Below are 16,385 nucleotides of genomic sequence, written 5' to 3'. Positions count from 1 at the left end.
GACCGTAAGACGCATTCAGATCCCCGCCCGAGCCAGCCTCCGGCGGGGATATTTCTGTCCAAATGAGCGCGGCGGCTGGACCTCGCCCCCAAGGCCAGTGTAGCAAGCTCGCGCAGAATTCGACGTGATGAGGGGCCCGACATGGCACGCTACGAACCGAGCCAGAGCGAGACGAAATGGCAAGAGGCTTGGAACAAGGCGGATCTCTTCGCCGCGCGCCGTGACCCGGCCAAACCGAAATATTACGTCCTCGAGATGTTCCCCTACCCGTCGGGCCGCATCCATATGGGCCATGTGCGCAACTACACGATGGGCGACGTCGTCGCGCGCTATAAGATGGCCAAGGGCTTTTCCGTGCTGCATCCGATGGGCTGGGACGCCTTCGGGATGCCCGCCGAGAACGCCGCGATGGACAATAACGGCCATCCGAAGGACTGGACCTACGGCAACATCGCCGTGATGAAGGACCAGATGAAGCCGCTCGGCCTCTCGATCGACTGGTCGCGCGAATTCGCGACCTGCGACCCGGACTATTACGGCCAGCAGCAGGCGATGTTCATCGACATGCTCGAGGCCGGTCTGGTCTATCGCAAGAACGCGGTGGTGAACTGGGACCCGGTCGACATGACCGTGCTGGCCAATGAGCAGGTGATCGACGGCAAGGGCTGGCGCTCTGGCGCGGAAGTCGAACGCCGCGAGCTGACGCAGTGGTTCTTCAAGATCTCCGACTATGCCGAGGAATTGCTCGACGCGCTCGACAACCTCAAGGACTGGCCCGAGAAGGTGCGCCTGATGCAGGCCAACTGGATCGGCAAGTCGCGCGGTCTGCAATTCGCCTTCTCGACCGTCGATGCGCCGGAAGGCTTCGACCGGCTCGAAGTCTACACCACCCGCCCCGACACGCTGCGCGGCGCGAGCTTCGCGGCGATCTCGCCCGATCATCCGCTTGCTAAGCATCTGGAGCGGCACGATCCCAAGGTCGCGGAATTCGTCGCGAAATGCCGCGCAGGCGGCACGACCGAGGAAGCCATCGAAACCGCCGAGAAGCTGGGGATGGATACCGGCATCAAGGTCCGCCACCCGCTCGACACGAGCTGGGAACTGCCGGTCTATATCGCCAACTTCATCCTGATGGATTACGGCACCGGCGCGATCTTCGGCTGCCCGGCGCATGACGCGCGCGACTTCGAATTCGCGACGAAATACGAGCTGCCGATCACGCCCGTCTTCGAGCCGGTCGAGGGTGACTACCCTGAGGCCGAATACGTTCCGCTGAAATCCGAGAAAGTCCGCTACATCCGTGGTTTCGCGGGCGACGAAGTGCAGACCGGCGAAGAGGGCGTCGCGAGTGCGATCGCCTTCTGCGAGGAAAACGGCATCGGTCAGGGCGTGACCAAGTTCCGCCTGCGCGACTGGGGCCTGAGCCGCCAGCGCTACTGGGGCTGCCCGATCCCGGTCGTGCATTGCGAGACCTGCGGCGTGGTGCCGGAGAAGAAGGAAAACCTCCCCGTCGAGCTGCCCTATGACGAGGACGGCCAGAAGATCGACTTCTCGATTCCCGGCAACCCACTCGATCGTCATCCGAGCTGGCGCGACTGCACCTGCCCGAATTGCGGCGGGCCGGGTCAGCGCGAGACCGACACGATGGATACCTTCGTCGATTCGAGCTGGTATTACGCGCGCTTCACCTCGCCCGGTGCTACCACGCCGACCGATCCGGCCGAGGCCGAGTACTGGATGAACGTCGACCAATATATCGGCGGCATCGAGCACGCGATTCTGCACCTGCTCTATTCGCGCTTCTATGCCCGCGCGATGCACAAGACCGGCCACCTGCCCGCGAAAGCGATCGAGCCCTTCGACGCGCTGTTCACGCAAGGCATGGTGACGCATGAGATCTACCTCACGCGTGACGCCAAGAATCGTCCCGTCTACCACCTCCCGGAAGAGGTCGAAGACGGCAAGCTGAAGGCCACCGGCGAAGCGGTCGAGACCATCCCCTCGGCCAAGATGTCGAAATCGAAGAAGAACGTTGTCGATCCGATGAACATCATCGCCGAGTTCGGGGCCGATACCGCCCGCTTCTTCGTGATGTCCGACAGCCCGCCCGAGCGCGACGTCGAATGGACCGCCGCTGGCGCCGAAGCGACCTCGAAATTCCTCGCCCGCGTGCACCGAATTGCCGACGATATCGCCAATTCGGATGCGCCCGCGAATGAGGCAGAGGATACGGCGCTCCTGAAGGCCACCCATAAGGCGATCGACGAAGTCACCAAGTCGATCGAGGGCTTCACCTTCAACAAGGCGGTCGCCACGCTTTATGGCCTGACCAACACGATGTCGAAATCGACGGCCGGGGCCGAGACCAAGCGCGACGCGATGAAGCTGATGGCGCAACTGCTGGCGCCGATGGTCCCGCACCTCGCCGAAGAGGTCTGGTCGATGCTGGGCGGCGAGGGCTTCGTGATCGCAGCCCGTTGGCCCGAGGCGGACCCGGCACTGCTGGTCGAGGATTCGGTGACGCTGCCGATCCAGATCAACGGCAAGCGCCGCGCCGAAATCTCGGTGCCCAAGGACATGCCGAAGGAAGAGGTTGAAAAGCTGGTTCTGGCCGACGAAGCTGTCGTGAAGGCGCTGGCCGGTGGCCAGCCCAAGAAGCTGATCGTTGTGCCGGGGCGGATCGTCAATGTGGTCATCTGACAGACGCGGATTTCTGGGGCTCGCGGGGGCCGCTGGCCTTCTCGCGGGCTGCGGCTTCACCCCGGCCTACGGGCCTCAGGGTGGGGCGGCGAAACTGCTCGAAGGGGTCGAACCGGCCGCGCCCACGACGCGCGACGCCTTCGCCCTCGTCCAGCAGCTGAACGCGCGGCTGGGGGCCTCGCAGGTCACCCGCTACCGGCTCGACTACAAGATCGACACCGAGTCGCTGGGTCAGGGCATCTCGCCCGACAATGCGACGACGCGCTACCAGCTCAATGGCACGGTGGATTACACGCTGCGCGATGCGGCGGATAATGCCGTGCTGCTGACCGGGCGCGTCACCTCCTTTACCTCGTGGTCCGCGACCGGCACCGTGGTCGCCTCGCAGGCCGCGCAGGAAGACGCGCATCGCCGCCTGATGGTGATCCTCGCAGATCAGATCGTGACGCGACTTCTGTCACAAGCGCCGGGTCTACCGGAATGAAGCTGACCGGCGTAGCAGCGACCCGCTATTTCGCCAAACCCGAGCCTGAGCGCACCGGCCTGCTGATCTTCGGGGGCGATGCGATGCGCGTGGCCCTGCGCCGTCAGGAAGTCATCGCCGCGCTGATCGGCCCGAAGGGCGAAGAAGAGATGCGCCTGAGCCGGATCGCGGGCGGCGATCTGCGCAAGCAACCCTCACTGCTGCTCGATGCGATCAAGGAGGTCGGCTTCTTCCCCGGCCCGCGCGTGGCTTTCGTCGAGGATGCGACCGATGCGGTCTCGGACGCGGTGAAGACCGCGCTCGACGAATGGCGCGAAGGCGATGCGCAGATCGTGGTCACCGCAGGCTCGCTCGCCGCCAAATCGAAGCTGCGCAAAGCCTTCGAGGGCCATAACAACGCCTATTCCGTCGGGATTTACGACGACCCGCCGAGCCGCGAGGAGATCGAGGACATCCTGCGCCGCGCCGATCTGCGCGATATCTCGAACGACGCGATGACCGACCTCGTGGCGCTGTCGCGCGCGCTCGATCCGGGCGATTTCCGCCAGACCGTCGAGAAGATCTCGCTCTACAAATTCGGCGACAACACGCCACTTGGCCCCGCCGACGTGGCCGCCTGCGCGCCGTCTTCGGTCGAGGCGGGCGTCGATGATGTGCTCTCCATCGTGGCCGAGGGCCGCGCACCAGAGCTTGGCCCGGTGATGCGGCGGCTGGAAAGCCAAGGGGTGCAGCCCGTGCAACTCGCCATCGCCGCGATGCGCCATTTCCGCGCGCTGCATGCCGCCGCTTCCGACCCGCAGGGCCCGGGTGCCGGCATCGCCCGGATGCGCCCGCCGATCTTCGGCCCGCGCCGCGACAGGATGCAGCGGCAGGCGCAAAGCTGGGGCATGTACAAGCTGGAGACCGCGCTGAAGGAACTGGTCGAGACCGATCTGACGTTGCGCTCCGCCAGCCGCGCGCCGCAAATGGCGGTGATGGAGCGCGCGCTGATGCGGCTCGCGATGCTGGCCCGGCGGTGAGCGCGGCGGCGAAATCCGCGCTCGTCATCGGTGGCGGCCCGGCGGGCCTGATGGCAGCCGAGGAACTGGCGCGGGCCGGCGTTCCCGTGACATTGGCAGAGGCCAAACCGACGCTTGCGCGCAAATTCCTGATGGCGGGAAAATCCGGGCTGAACCTAACGAGGGACGAGCCGCTCGACGCCTTCCTGTCCCACTATTCCCACCCGCAGATCGCCGCGATCACCCGCGATTTCGGCCCCGAGGCGGCGCAGAGCTTCGCCCGCGATCTTGGGATCGAGCTGTTTACCGGCTCCACCGGTCGGGTCTTCCCGACCGTGATGAAAGCCTCGCCGATGCTGCGCGCCTGGATCGCGCGGCTCGAATCCCTCGGCGTCACGATCCACACCCGCTGGCGCTGGCAAGGCTTCGACGGCGCAGCGCTGATCTTCGACACGCCCGAAGGCCGTCAGAGCCTGAGGCCCGACGCTACGATCCTCGCGCTCGGCGGCGCAAGCTGGCCGCGGCTTGGCTCGGATGCGGCCTGGGTGCCGTGGCTGAGCGCGAAAGGCGTGGAGATCACCCCATTCACCCCCGCCAATATGGGCTTCGAGATCGACTGGTCGGCGCATATGACAAACCAGCTTGGCCAGCCCGTGAAAGGTGCGGCGCTGATTACGCCGACGCGGCGCACGCGCGGAGAATTCGTGATCTCGGAGCGCGGGCTCGAAGGCGGCGGCATCTATGAACTCTCCACCGAGTTGCGCGAGGGCGCGCCGTTGAGCCTCGATCTCGCCCCGGATCAAAGCGCCGAAGACCTCGCCGCGCGGCTTGCGAAAATCCCGCCGAAACAGAGCCTGACGAACCGCCTGCGCAAAGGCGCGAAGCTGGATCCGGTGAAACTCGCGCTTGCGCTGGAATGGGGCCGCCCGCTGCCCAAGGACCCGGCGCAGCTTGCAGCAACGCTCAAATCTCTGCGTATCCCGCTCGGCCCGCCGCGCCCGATCGCCGAGGCGATCTCCAGCGCGGGCGGCATCGCATGGGACAGCCTCACCGACGATCTGGAACTGACAGCCCTGCCCGGCGTCTTCGCCGCGGGCGAGATGCTCGACTGGGAGGCCCCGACGGGCGGCTACCTGCTGACCGCCTGCCTCGCTTCAGGCCGCCATGCCGGGCGCGCCGCGGCCCAACGGCTCTCTTCCCCTTGATGTAAATATCCCGGGGGAGGTCCGTAGGACCGGGGGCAGAGCCCCCTCTTTCCGCATTGCTTGTCGCCCTCCGGCGACGGGGGGCAGAGCCCCCTCACCCATCGCGCCGCGCCACCGCCCGCGCCGATCACCGAACGCTCACGCTGCATCCCATCCGCGTGCATCCGCGGGGGTCTCACCCAGTGGTGATGGTGCGTGAGCGGGACTGTCACCAAATTGCCACACGCCGTTCCTAGCGAGATGCCACGCGCCCCGTAGCTCACGGGGAAGCTGCCATTTGAATGAGGGACTTTAGATGACCGACACGCTCCGCCTCACCGGTGCCGTCAGCGCACTCGCGCTGGCTTGCGCCGCCGCGACCGCCCAAGCGGGCACCTCCGCCGCCGCCGACACCCAGACCGCCACCCCGATCAAGCATCTCGTGGTGATCTTTCAGGAGAACGTCTCCTTCGACCATTACTTCGCGACCTATCCGAACGCTGCGAACCCCAAGGGCGAGCCGCAATTCACCGCCGCGAAAGACACGCCCAAGGCCGATACGCTCGCAAGCGCCGGTCTGCTGAAGACCAACCCCAACAAGACCAATGCCGCCAATGGCGCGAATGCCGCCGCCCCGTTCCGGCTCGACCGGACGCAGGCCGCGACTGCGGACCAGAACCACGGTTACACCGCCGAGCAGGCCGCGTTCCACGGCGGCAAGATGGATGCCTTCCCGGCCAATACCGGCAAGGGCACCAAGGGCGGCACGGGCGCCTTCGGCACCAAGGGTCAGGTGATGGGCTATTATGACGGCAACACCGTCACCGCGCTGTGGAACTACGCGCAGGCCTACGCGATGAACGACAACGCCTTCTCGAGCACCTTCGGCCCCTCGACGCCCGGCGCGATCAACCTCGTCTCGGGCCAGACCAATGGCGCGGTGCTGCCCAAGGGCTACAAACTCGAGGCCGATGGCACCTATGACAAGGGGCGCGTCGTGCCCGACGGCAATGGCGGCTGGACGATGATCTCGGATCTCGACCCGACCGGCGATGTCTGCTCGAACCCGAAATACCCGACGACGCTGATGGGCGGCAAGAATATCGGCGATCTGCTGAACGCAAAACACGTAACCTGGGGCTGGTTCGAGGGCGGCTTCGATTTGACCGCGGTGAACGGCAACGGCACCACCGGCTGCGACCGCTCGTCGCTCTCGCAGGTGACCGGCGAGACCTCGAAGGACTACATCCCCCACCACGAGCCCTTCCAGTATTACAAATCGACCCAGAACCTCGATCACACCCGGCCCGCCTCGGTCGATGCGATCGGCACCTCGGACGATGGCGGCGCGAACCACCAATATGACAGCAAGGATTTCTACGCTGCGCTGAAGAACGGCAACCTGCCGGCGGTGACGTTCCTCAAGGCGTCCGCCTATCAGGACGGTCATGCGGGCTATTCCGACCCGCTCGACGGGCAGGAATTCATCGTCAACGCGGTCAATGCGCTGCAGAAGTCGAAGGACTGGAAGGACACCGCGATCGTCGTGACCTATGACGACTCCGATGGCTGGTATGACCACGCGATGGCGGTGGTGAACGGCTCGAATATCCCGGTCGCGGGCTATGACGTGCTCAATGGCAGCAACTGCGCCAGCGACAAGACGCTGCCCGGTCTCGACGACAAGCCGGCGCAGGGCCGCTGCGGCTACGGCACCCGCATCCCGATGCTGGTGATCTCGCCCTATGCGAAGAAGAACGCGGTGGATCACACGCTGGTCGATCAATCCTCGGTCACAAAGTTCATCGAGGATAACTGGCTGAACGGGCAGCGCATCGGTCAGGGTTCCTTCGACGCACAGGCGGGCACGCTCAACGGCATGTTCGACTTCTCGAAAGCGGCCAATGGCAAGCTGATCCTCGACCCGGCCACCGGCACCCCGAAGGGCTGAGGCGATGAGATTGCCGAACCTACGATTGATCACTCCCAAGACGATCCGTTCGGCAGAGGGGGCCGCGAGCATCACGCTCGCGGCTTTCCTTTCGGCCGCCTCCGTCGGGGCGGCGACCGATCCCGCGCCGGGTGCGCGCCCTCAGGGCGATGTCGATCTGAGCGCCGTGGCCGCGATCGGCAAGGCGCTGTTTTCCGACCCCACGCTGTCAGCCAGTGGCCAGATGAGCTGCGCGAGCTGCCACGACCCGAAAAATCACTTCGCCCCCGCCAACGCCCGCGCAGTGCAGCTTGGCGGGCCGCATCTCGACCTGCCGGGGCTGCGCGCGGTGCCCTCGCTCACTTATAAGCGCCAGACGCCGCCCTTCACCTTCGGCGTGCTCGACCCGACCTCGGAGGCGGGCGAGGCCGCGCCGCTGGCGGTCGCACAGCAGGGGACGGGCGCGAAAGAGACTGCAGCGCCAAGCGCCTCCACCCAGCCCGCGCCGCGAAAAACCGCTGGCGCGCCCCCTGCTGCGAGCCCGGTGCTGCGCGGCGGTCTGTTCTGGGACGGGCGCGCGGACACGCTGCAAGAGCAGGCGCTGGCCGTCCTCTTCACCCATTTCGAGATGGCAGAGCCCGACCGCGCAACCCTCGCTGCAACCTTACGAGCGCGCTACGGCGACCGCTTCGCGCAGCTCTTCGCCGCTGCCGTGCGGGACGACGACAAGATGCTGATCGACGAGGCTGCCTTCGCGCTGTCGCGCTACCAGACCGAGGCGGTGGAATTTCACCCCTATACCAGCAAATACGATGCCGTGCTGGCGGGCGAGGCGCAGCTGTCGCCCGCCGAGGCACGCGGGCGCGCGCTTTTCGACGATCCGAAGAAAGGCAATTGCGCTGCCTGCCATCTCGACACACGGTCCGCCGATGGTCGCCCGCCGCAATTCACGGATTTCGAATACGAGGCGCTCGGCGTGCCGCGCAACCCGGCGATCCCGGCCAATGCCGATCCGCATTATGTCGATCTCGGCCTCTGCGGCCCGCTGCGCCACGATGCGATTTCGACGCAGCCCGGCAATTGCGGGATGTTCAAGACCCCGAGCCTGCGCAACGTCGCGACCCGGCACGTCTTCTTTCACAACGGCGTCTATACGAGCCTGAAACAGGTCCTGCGCTTCTACGCCAAGCGCGACAGCGACCCACGCGCGATCTACCCCACACGCGACGGTCAGGTGAAGCGCTTCGACGACCTGCCCACTCGCTATCAGGGAAATATCGATCGCGCCGATGCGCCGTTCGGACGCGCGCCCGAGGATGGCGACGCGCTTACCGAGGCAGATCAGGCGGATATCATCGCCTTCCTGCAAACCCTCACCGACGGCTACTCGCCTTCAGATGAATGACTTGGGTCAAGGCTGATTGCCAGTGCGGAGTGGGGGCTCGCAGGCCGCCCCCTCACCCGTCGCGCATCGCAACCGCGCGCTTATAGGCAGGGCGCGCCCGCATCCGGTCGTGATATTCGCTCAGCCGATGCTCGACGATCGGGAATTTCGCCATCAGCGCCCAGTCGAGGCAATGCGCCAGAATGATATCGGGCACGGTCATTTCCTCGCCCATCACGAACTCACCCTCGCCCATCCGGTGGATCAGCGTGCGCTGCGACCGCTCGAACTCCCAGCGCAGCGAATTCTTTATGCCCGACAGCCGCAATTCCTCGGGCAGGATGAAACTGTGCCGCGCCGCGGTCCAAAGATTCGCGTCGAACTCATCGAGCAGGAATTGCGTCAGACTGTCCTGCCGCGCGCGCTCCAGCGTGCCCGCCTCATGGGTAAATTTCCCATGCGCATCCGCGAGATAGGTGAGAATCGCCGTGGAATCGGTGATCGGCGTGCCGTCGATGACCAGCACCGGCACTTTGCCCGCCGGGTTGAAAGCGACGACATCGTCCGAGCGCGGCGCGGCCCGCACATGCTGATACTCCGCGCCCAGTTCCTCCAGCATCCACAGCACGCGCAGCGTCCGCGAGCCGACCGTTCCGATAACCGTATACATCCTGCCTCCCGTCGAAAGTCGCGACATTGGGCCACGGCTGCCGGGGAGGTTCAAGGGCACCGCACAATCATCTCCGCGCGATTGTGACCCGGACAAGCCCAAGATTGACGCGCTGCAGCATACATGTCGATATGCGGCCCGCGCGGAAGGGAGATCCGCCGGGAGATGTAAAATGACGCAAGCCAAACTGTTCACGCCGGTTCTGATCGGCGGTGCCGTGATCCTGATGCTGAGCTTCGCCATCCGGGCGAGCTTCGGCGTTTTCCAGATTCCGATCGCCAGCGAGTTCAACTGGCCACGCGCCGAATTCTCGCTCGCCATCGCGGTGCAGAACCTTGCCTGGGGCATCGGCCAACCGATCTTCGGCGCGATTGCCGAGCGCTGGGGCGACCGGCTCGCGATCATCCTCGGCGCGCTGGTCTATGCCCTGGGGCTGGTCCTGTCGGCCTTCGCGGTGGAGCCGGGGCAGCATCAGCTTCTGGAAATCCTCGTGGGCTTCGGCATCGCGGGTACGGGCTTCGGCGTGATCCTTGCCGTGGTGGGCCGCGCGACCTCGGACGAGAACCGCTCGCTCGCGCTTGGCATCGCGACGGCGGCAGGCTCGGCCGGGCAGGTCTTCGGCGCCCCGATGGCGGAGCTGCTGCTGGGCCATTTCCCATGGCAGACGGTCTTCGTGATCTTCGCCGCCGTGATCCTCGCCTCGCTGGCCTTCCTGCCGCTGATCCGCGCGCCCGAACGCGCCAGCCGCGAAGACTTGGCTGAGAGCATGGGCAGCGTCCTGATGCGCGCCTTCCGCGATCCTTCCTATACGCTGATCTTCCTCGGCTTCTTCTCCTGCGGCTACCAACTGGGCTTCATCACCGCGCATTTCCCCGCGATGGTGACCGAGATGTGCGGCGCGGTGCCGCCCGGATCGCTGCTCGCCGGGATCGGGATCGAGACGACCTCGGCGCTTGGCGCGGCGGCGATCTCGGTAATCGGGCTGGCCAATATCGTGGGCACGATCTACGCGGGCTGGGCGGGCAAACGCTGGTCGAAGAAATACCTGCTGGCCGGGATTTACCTGCTGCGCACCTTCGTCGCGGGCGCCTTCATCCTGACGCCGATGACGCCCGCGACGGTGCTGATCTTCTCGCTCGCGATGGGGGCGCTGTGGCTTGCGACCGTACCGCTGACGTCGGGGCTGGTCGCGCATATCTACGGGCTGCGCTACATGGGCACGCTTTACGGGATCGTCTTCTTCTCGCACCAGGTGGGCGCCTTCCTCGGCGTCTGGCTTGGCGGCAAGCTCTACGACATCTACGGCGATTACACGCTGGTCTGGTGGGTCGGCGTGGGCGTCGGCGCATTCTCGGCCATCGTGCACCTGCCGGTGCGCGAGAAACGGGTCGAGCTTCAGCCCGCCTGATCGAGCAGCGCGCGCAGCCCTTCGCGGTAATCTGGGTAGCGGAGCGTAACGCCAAGGTCGCGCTTGATCTTGTCGTTCCGCACCCGCTTGCTCTCGGCATAGAAGCTGCGCGCCATCGGGCTCAGATCGGCCTCATCGAACGGCACCTCGGGCGGTAGCGGCAGGTCGAGCAGCTCGGCGGCATAGGCGATCACGTCCTGCGGCGGCGCGGGATCGTCGTCGCAGACATTATAGACCGCGCCCGGATCGGGATGCTCGATCGAGGCCAGCAACACCTGCGCGATATCTTCGACATGGGTGCGCGAGAAGACCTGCCCCTCCTTGACGATCCGCCGGGCCTTGCCCTGCCGCACCTTCTCGAAGGGCCCGCGCCCGGGGCCATAGATCCCCGCGAGCCGAAAGATATGCAGCGGCAGGTCATGAGCTGCGGCCAGCGCGCACCAAGCCGCCTCGGCCTCCACCCGCGCCTGTCCGCGCTTGGTCGAGGGGGTCAGCGGCGTCGCCTCATCGACCCAGCCGCCCGCGTGATCGCCATAGACGCCGACCGTTGAAAGATAGCCGATCCACTCGATATGCTGCGCTGCAGCAATTTCGGAATGCTGCGCAGCGAGAACCGGGTCGCCCTCTGGCCCCGGCGCCACGGAACTCAGCAGATGTGTCGCTTGATCGAGCGGCAGAGACCCGCCTTCCCAGACCAGCGGCTCCACGCCTTCGCTGCGCAGCATTTCGGCCTTCTCTACGCTGCGCGTCGTGCCGATCACCCGCCAGCCGCGCGCCAGAAGAAGCGGCGCGAGGGCACGGGCGGAATAGCCATGTCCGATGGAAAGAAGCGTCGGCATCACGGCCCCCTTTGCGTTTCTGTCATCCGTCATAGGTAGAGGCTGTGTGAAGGCATAACAACGTCTCTTGAACCTTCCCGCACGCAATGACAGGCTTGGACATGGAACAGAAGAACAAGATCAAATCCTGGCCCGAAGCCGCACCGCGATTGATTGCCGTGGCTGCCGGGCGCGAACCCGCTGACCTCGTGATCCGGGGTGGCAAATGGGTCAATGTCCACACGCGTGAGGTTCTCGAGGGCTACGATATTTCCGTGGCCGAAGGGCGATTTGCCGCCGTGGCTCCCGATCTTTCGCACAGCATCGGACCCGACACCGAAGTGATCGAGGCCGAGGGCCGCTACATGGTGCCGGGCCTGTGCGATGCGCATATGCATATCGAGAGCGGGATGCTCACGCCCGCCGAATTCGCCGCCGCGGTGATCCCGCATGGCACGACGAGCATGTTCACCGATCCGCATGAGATCGCCAACGTGCTGGGCCTCGACGGCGTGCGGATGATGCATGACGAGGCGCTGATGCAGCCGGTGAACATCTTCACCCAGATGCCCTCCTGCGCGCCCTCCGCGCCGGGGCTGGAGACCACGGGTTTCGAGATCACCCCCGAGGATGTGGCCGAGGCGATGACATGGCCCGGCATCATCGGTCTGGGCGAGATGATGAACTTCCCCGGCGTGATCAATGCCGACCCGAAAATGCTGGCCGAGATCGCGGCGACGCAAGACGCGCACAAGACGGTCGGCGGGCATTACGCCTCGCCCGATCTGGGCGCGCCGTTCCGCGCCTATGTCGCGGGCGGGCCTGCCGACGATCACGAGGGCACCTGCGAGGCCGACGCCATCGCGCGGGTGCGTCAGGGCATGCGCTCGATGATGCGGCTGGGCTCGGCCTGGTATGACGTAGAGACGCAGATCACCGCCGTGACCGAGAAGGGCCTCGATCCGCGCAATTTCATCCTGTGCACCGATGACTGCCATTCCGGCACGCTGGTGAATGACGGGCATATGAACCGGGTCTTCCGCCATGCGGTGGACTGCGGGGCCGATCCGCTGGTCGCGCTGCAGATGTGCACGATCAACACCGCGACGCATTTCGGGCTGGAGCGCGAGCTGGGCTCGATCACCCCGGGCCGCCGGGCCGATCTGATCCTGACCTCGGATCTGGCGACGCTGCCGGTCGAGCAGGTCATCGCGCGGGGCAAGACCGTCGCGAAGGATGGCAAGCTGCTGGCCGAGTGCCCGCATTACGACTGGCCCGACAGCGCCCGCAACACGGTGCATCTGGGCAAGACCCTGACAGCTGCGGATTTCGAGATCGCCGCGCCGGAAGGTGCGAACACGGTCACCGCCCGCGTGATCGGCGTCGTCGAGAACCAGGCCCCGACCAAGGCGCTGACGGCAGAGCTGGACGTGACCGACGGGCTCGCCCAGCCCGACACCGCCAAGGACATCGCACAGATTGCGCTGGTGGAACGCCATCAAGGCACCGGCGGCGTCACCAACGGCTTCGTCTCGGGCTTCGGCTACAAAGGCCGCATGGCGATGGGCTCGACCGTGGCCCATGACAGCCACCACATGATCGTGGTCGGCACCGACCGCGAGATGATGGCCGCCTGCGCCAACGCGCTTGGCGAGATGGGCGGCGGGGTCTCCGTCTGGAAGGACGGCGAAGAGATCGCCGCCGTGCCGCTGCCGATCGCAGGGCTGATGTCGGACGATCCGGCCCAAACGGTGGCCGCGCGCGCCGCCAAGATGGTCGAGGCGATGGGCGCCTGCGGCTGCACTTTGAACAACGCTTACATGCAGCATTCGCTGCTCGCGCTCGTCGTCATTCCCGAGATCCGTATTTCGGATCTGGGCCTCGTCGACGTGACGCGTTTTGAACTGACGGATCTTTTTGAATGAACGAAACACTTGAACTCATCACTCCGGAAACCGCAGCTGCGGAGAGCTTCACCGATGCCGCCGAGGCGGTTGCCCGGCTCGAGGCGCTCTACGACGAGGCGACCGCCTTCCTGCTCGAGAAATTCAACGAGACGCTCGAGAGCAAGACCGCGCGGAACCGCTTTCGCGCCTTCTACCCGGAAGTGCGCATCTCCGTCTCCTCGCATATCAAGGCCGATAGCCGCTTGAGCTTCGGTCATGTGGCGCTGCCGGGCACCTACACCGCGACGATCACGCGGCCCGACCTGTTCCGCAATTACCTGACGCAGCAGCTGGGCCTGCTGATCAAGAACCACAATATCCCGGTAACGATCGGCCCTTCGGACACCCCGATCCCGGTGCATTTCGCCGTGGCCGCGCATCCGGAAGTGACCGTACCGCAGGAAGGCGTGCTCGACTTCTCGCTGCGGGACGTGTTCGACGTGCCCGACCTTGCGGGGATGAACGACGATATCGTCAACGGCATGGCGGGGCCGAACCCGGATGGCTCGGGCCACCTTGCGCCCTTCACCGCGCAGCGGGTGGATTACTCGCTGGCGCGCCTGTCGCATTACACCGCCACCAAGGCCGAGCATTTCCAGAACCACGTCCTGTTCACGAACTACCAGTTCTACGTGGATGAGTTCGAGGCCGTCGCGCGGCGCCTGCTGGGCGAAAAGGACTCGGGCTACACCAGCTTCGTCGCGCCGGGCAATCAGGAGATCACCGACCCGCAGGACGAGATTCCGGGCCTCGCGAAACTGCCGCAGATGCCCGCCTATCACCTCAAACGCGCCGACGGTGGCGGGATCACGCTGGTCAATATCGGCGTTGGCCCCTCCAACGCGAAGACCGCGACGGACCACATCGCCGTGCTGCGCCCGCATGCCTGGCTGATGGTCGGGCACTGCGCGGGCCTGCGCAATTCGCAGCAGCTTGGGGACTTCGTCCTCGCCCACGCCTATCTGCGCGAAGACCATGTGCTCGACGACGATCTGCCCGTCTGGGTGCCGATCCCGGCGCTGGCCGAGATCCAGATCGCGCTGCAGGAAGCGGTGGCCGAAGTGACGAAGCTGGAAGGCTACGAGCTGAAGCGGATCATGCGGACCGGCACTGTCGCCACCATCGACAACCGCAACTGGGAGTTGAGAGACCAATCCGGCCCGGTTCATCGCCTGAGCCAGTCACGCGCGGTTGCGCTCGATATGGAAAGCGCCACGATCGCGGCGAATGGCTTCCGCTTCCGGGTGCCCTACGGCACGCTTCTCTGCGTCTCGGACAAACCGCTGCATGGCGAGCTGAAGCTGCCGGGCATGGCGACCGAATTCTACCGCACGCAGGTGGCGAGCCATTTGCTGATCGGCATCCTCGCGATGGAGAAACTTCGCGAGATGCCTCTGGATCGGATTCACAGCAGGAAATTGCGTAGCTTCGAGGAAACAGCTTTTCTGTGACGTGGGAAAAACCCGCCCATTCTGGGAAAAGGGCTTGCCATGCTCAATAAAAACGTGTGGAACATGGCCCACCAACCGTGCAACGCGGACGAAATTGACCCTGGATTACCGGGGCGGAGAGAGGAACGAATATGTCGAAACCGATGACCAAGACCCAGCTGGTGGCAGCCCTCGCCGAGGCGATGGACGCCGACAAGAAGACGGCTTCGGCCGCACTCGACGCGATCACCGACGTCGTCACCAAAGAAGTGTCGAACGGCGGCGCCGTTACCCTGCCGGGCATTGGCAAAGTCTACTGCCGCGAGCGCCCCGAGCGCATGGTCCGCAACCCGGCCACCGGCGAGCAGATGCAGAAGCCGGCTGACAAGCAGGTCAAAGTGACCGTGGCGAAAGCGCTCAAGGACAGCGTGAACTCCTGATCGCAGGACTCTCTCAATCGAGGGACAGCCAATTTTTTAGGGCGCTCGCGAGCAATCGGGGCGCCCTTTTTCAGGCCCGGAGGAAAGATGGATCTGCGCGCGATCGGAATGGGGCTCGCCTTTGCCCTGATGTGGTCTTCGGCTTTCACATCCACGCATATCATCGTGGCAGAGGCTCCACCCCTTGCAGCCCTTGCCCTGCGCTTCGCGCTGTCCGGGGGGATAGGCATCGCGCTGGCGCTGGCCTTCGGCCAAAGCTGGCGGCTGAGCCGGGCGCAATGGCGCGCCACGATCATCTTCGGAATTTGCCAAAACGCGCTCTACCTAGGGTTTAACTGGGTCGCGATGACCACGGTCGAAGCCTCGGTCGCGGCGATCATCGCCTCGACCATGCCGCTGATCGTCGGCGCACTCGGCTGGATCGTCTTCCGCGACCGGATTCCCCCTCTCGGCATCGCCGGGCTGGTGGCAGGCTTCGCGGGCGTCGGCATCATCATGGGTGCGCGACTGCAGGGCGGGATCGACCCGTTCGGCCTGGGCCTCTGCGTCGCGGGCGCACTGGCGCTGGCGGTGGCGACGCTCACCGTACGCGGCGCGAGCGGCGGCGGTGGCGGCGTGCTGATGATCGTCGGCCTGCAGATGCTGGTGGGCGCGGTGAGCCTCGCCGTCGTCTCCGCCTTCACCGAGCATCTCTCTGTCGAGGTAACGCCGACACTGGCATTCGCCTTCACCTACACGGTGATCGTACCGGGGTTGATGGCGACCTGGGTCTGGTTCCGGTTGGTGGGCCGCATCGGCGCGGTGCGCGCGGCGACCTTCCACTTCCTGACGCCCGTCTTCGGCGTCGCGATCGCCTGGGCGGTGCTGGGCGAGCATGTCGACTGGCACGACGCGCTTGGCGTTCTGGTGATCGCAGGCGGCATTCTCGCGGTGCAGATCTCAAAGCAAGAGGCGCGGCGGTAACCCCCCGCGCCCCTGAACTTTACGCCTAGC

At 65.5% G+C, this 16,385-nt stretch carries 13 protein-coding genes; 11 read left to right on the top strand and 2 right to left on the bottom strand.

Features of this window, described 5'->3' with window-relative positions; genetic code table 11:
* The first annotated feature begins 141 nt into the window (after positions 1-141).
* The 6 genes from leuS to ACZ7GB_RS15705 all read left to right on the top strand — a co-directional run bounded on the left by leuS (position 142) and on the right by ACZ7GB_RS15705 (position 8,701).
* Positions 142-2,700: a leucine--tRNA ligase gene (leuS, locus tag ACZ7GB_RS15730; RefSeq protein WP_472159435.1), complete on the top strand. Its 2,559-nt coding sequence runs from the start codon at positions 142-144 to the stop codon at positions 2,698-2,700.
* Positions 2,687-3,184 (top strand): LPS assembly lipoprotein LptE, encoded by a 498-nt coding sequence (lptE, locus tag ACZ7GB_RS15725; protein WP_078549513.1) that lies wholly within the window; start codon positions 2,687-2,689, stop codon positions 3,182-3,184. The genes leuS and lptE overlap by 14 nt, the downstream gene beginning before the upstream one ends.
* A complete protein-coding gene (holA, locus tag ACZ7GB_RS15720; protein WP_472159433.1) occupies positions 3,181-4,203 on the top strand; it encodes a DNA polymerase III subunit delta in 1,023 nt (340 codons plus the stop codon). Before lptE ends, holA begins: the two co-directional genes overlap by 4 nt.
* Positions 4,200-5,387 (top strand): TIGR03862 family flavoprotein, encoded by a 1,188-nt coding sequence (locus ACZ7GB_RS15715; protein ID WP_472159432.1) that lies wholly within the window; start codon positions 4,200-4,202, stop codon positions 5,385-5,387. The genes holA and ACZ7GB_RS15715 overlap by 4 nt, the downstream gene beginning before the upstream one ends.
* Positions 5,388-5,682: 295 nt before the next feature.
* Positions 5,683-7,317, top strand: a complete 1,635-nt coding sequence (locus tag ACZ7GB_RS15710) for a phospholipase C (protein WP_472159430.1) — start codon at positions 5,683-5,685, stop codon at positions 7,315-7,317.
* A 4-nt stretch (positions 7,318-7,321) separates the two neighbouring features.
* Entirely contained in the window at positions 7,322-8,701 is a 1,380-nt protein-coding gene (locus tag ACZ7GB_RS15705; protein ID WP_472159429.1) for a cytochrome-c peroxidase, read from the top strand.
* A gap of 52 nt (positions 8,702-8,753) precedes the next feature.
* Here ACZ7GB_RS15705 and ACZ7GB_RS15700 read toward each other — a convergent pair whose 3' ends face one another.
* Positions 8,754-9,350: a glutathione S-transferase family protein gene (locus ACZ7GB_RS15700; RefSeq protein ID WP_078542496.1), complete on the bottom strand. Its 597-nt coding sequence runs from the start codon at positions 9,348-9,350 to the stop codon at positions 8,754-8,756.
* Positions 9,351-9,522: 172 nt separating this feature from the next.
* Here ACZ7GB_RS15700 and ACZ7GB_RS15695 point away from each other — a divergent pair, with 172 nt between their 5' ends.
* On the top strand, positions 9,523-10,758 hold the full coding sequence (locus tag ACZ7GB_RS15695; protein WP_078549521.1) for an MFS transporter: 1,236 nt from the start codon (positions 9,523-9,525) through the stop codon (positions 10,756-10,758).
* Here the strand turns inward: ACZ7GB_RS15695 and ACZ7GB_RS15690 are convergent.
* Entirely contained in the window at positions 10,746-11,597 is an 852-nt protein-coding gene (locus ACZ7GB_RS15690; RefSeq protein ID WP_472159428.1) for an SDR family oxidoreductase, read from the bottom strand. The genes ACZ7GB_RS15695 and ACZ7GB_RS15690 overlap by 13 nt on opposite strands.
* A 101-nt stretch (positions 11,598-11,698) precedes the next feature.
* Between ACZ7GB_RS15690 and ade the strand changes: the two genes are divergently transcribed.
* The 4 genes from ade (at position 11,699) to ACZ7GB_RS15670 (ending at position 16,355) form a co-directional block, all read left to right on the top strand.
* On the top strand, positions 11,699-13,501 hold the full coding sequence (gene ade / locus ACZ7GB_RS15685) for an adenine deaminase (protein ID WP_472159427.1): 1,803 nt from the start codon (positions 11,699-11,701) through the stop codon (positions 13,499-13,501).
* Positions 13,498-14,973, top strand: a complete 1,476-nt coding sequence (locus ACZ7GB_RS15680) for an AMP nucleosidase (protein WP_472159425.1) — start codon at positions 13,498-13,500, stop codon at positions 14,971-14,973. The genes ade and ACZ7GB_RS15680 overlap by 4 nt, the downstream gene beginning before the upstream one ends.
* Positions 14,974-15,104: 131 nt before the next feature.
* The gene (locus tag ACZ7GB_RS15675) at positions 15,105-15,392 is read left to right on the top strand and encodes an HU family DNA-binding protein (protein WP_075776797.1); all 288 of its coding nucleotides are present in this window, start codon (positions 15,105-15,107) and stop codon (positions 15,390-15,392) included.
* Between the two features lie 87 nt (positions 15,393-15,479).
* Positions 15,480-16,355, top strand: a complete 876-nt coding sequence (locus tag ACZ7GB_RS15670) for a DMT family transporter (RefSeq protein WP_078542491.1) — start codon at positions 15,480-15,482, stop codon at positions 16,353-16,355.
* The last annotated feature ends 30 nt before the right edge of the window (positions 16,356-16,385 follow it).

It is taken from the genome of Thioclava sp. PTB-PU3-1, from assembly GCF_055666785.1.
Note: the sequence above shows the minus strand (reverse complement) of the source record. Positions and strands in the feature narration are given on the sequence as shown.

Bases quoted from the DNA above. Each gene is read 5' to 3' on its own strand.
- ACZ7GB_RS15670 (WP_078542491.1), top strand. From the start codon at position 15,480: ATGGATCTGCGCGCGATCGGAATGGGGCTCGCCTTTGCCCTGATGTGG.
- ACZ7GB_RS15705 (WP_472159429.1), top strand. From the start codon at position 7,322: ATGAGATTGCCGAACCTACGATTGATCACTCCCAAGACGATCCGTTCG.
- ACZ7GB_RS15675 (WP_075776797.1), top strand. From the start codon at position 15,105: ATGTCGAAACCGATGACCAAGACCCAGCTGGTGGCAGCCCTCGCCGAG.
- lptE (WP_078549513.1), top strand. From the start codon at position 2,687: ATGTGGTCATCTGACAGACGCGGATTTCTGGGGCTCGCGGGGGCCGCT.
- ade (WP_472159427.1), top strand. From the start codon at position 11,699: ATGGAACAGAAGAACAAGATCAAATCCTGGCCCGAAGCCGCACCGCGA.
- ACZ7GB_RS15710 (WP_472159430.1), top strand. From the start codon at position 5,683: ATGACCGACACGCTCCGCCTCACCGGTGCCGTCAGCGCACTCGCGCTG.
- leuS (WP_472159435.1), top strand. From the start codon at position 142: ATGGCACGCTACGAACCGAGCCAGAGCGAGACGAAATGGCAAGAGGCT.
- ACZ7GB_RS15695 (WP_078549521.1), top strand. From the start codon at position 9,523: ATGACGCAAGCCAAACTGTTCACGCCGGTTCTGATCGGCGGTGCCGTG.
- holA (WP_472159433.1), top strand. From the start codon at position 3,181: ATGAAGCTGACCGGCGTAGCAGCGACCCGCTATTTCGCCAAACCCGAG.
- ACZ7GB_RS15680 (WP_472159425.1), top strand. From the start codon at position 13,498: ATGAACGAAACACTTGAACTCATCACTCCGGAAACCGCAGCTGCGGAG.
- ACZ7GB_RS15690 (WP_472159428.1), bottom strand. From the start codon at position 11,597: ATGCCGACGCTTCTTTCCATCGGACATGGCTATTCCGCCCGTGCCCTC.
- ACZ7GB_RS15700 (WP_078542496.1), bottom strand. From the start codon at position 9,350: ATGTATACGGTTATCGGAACGGTCGGCTCGCGGACGCTGCGCGTGCTG.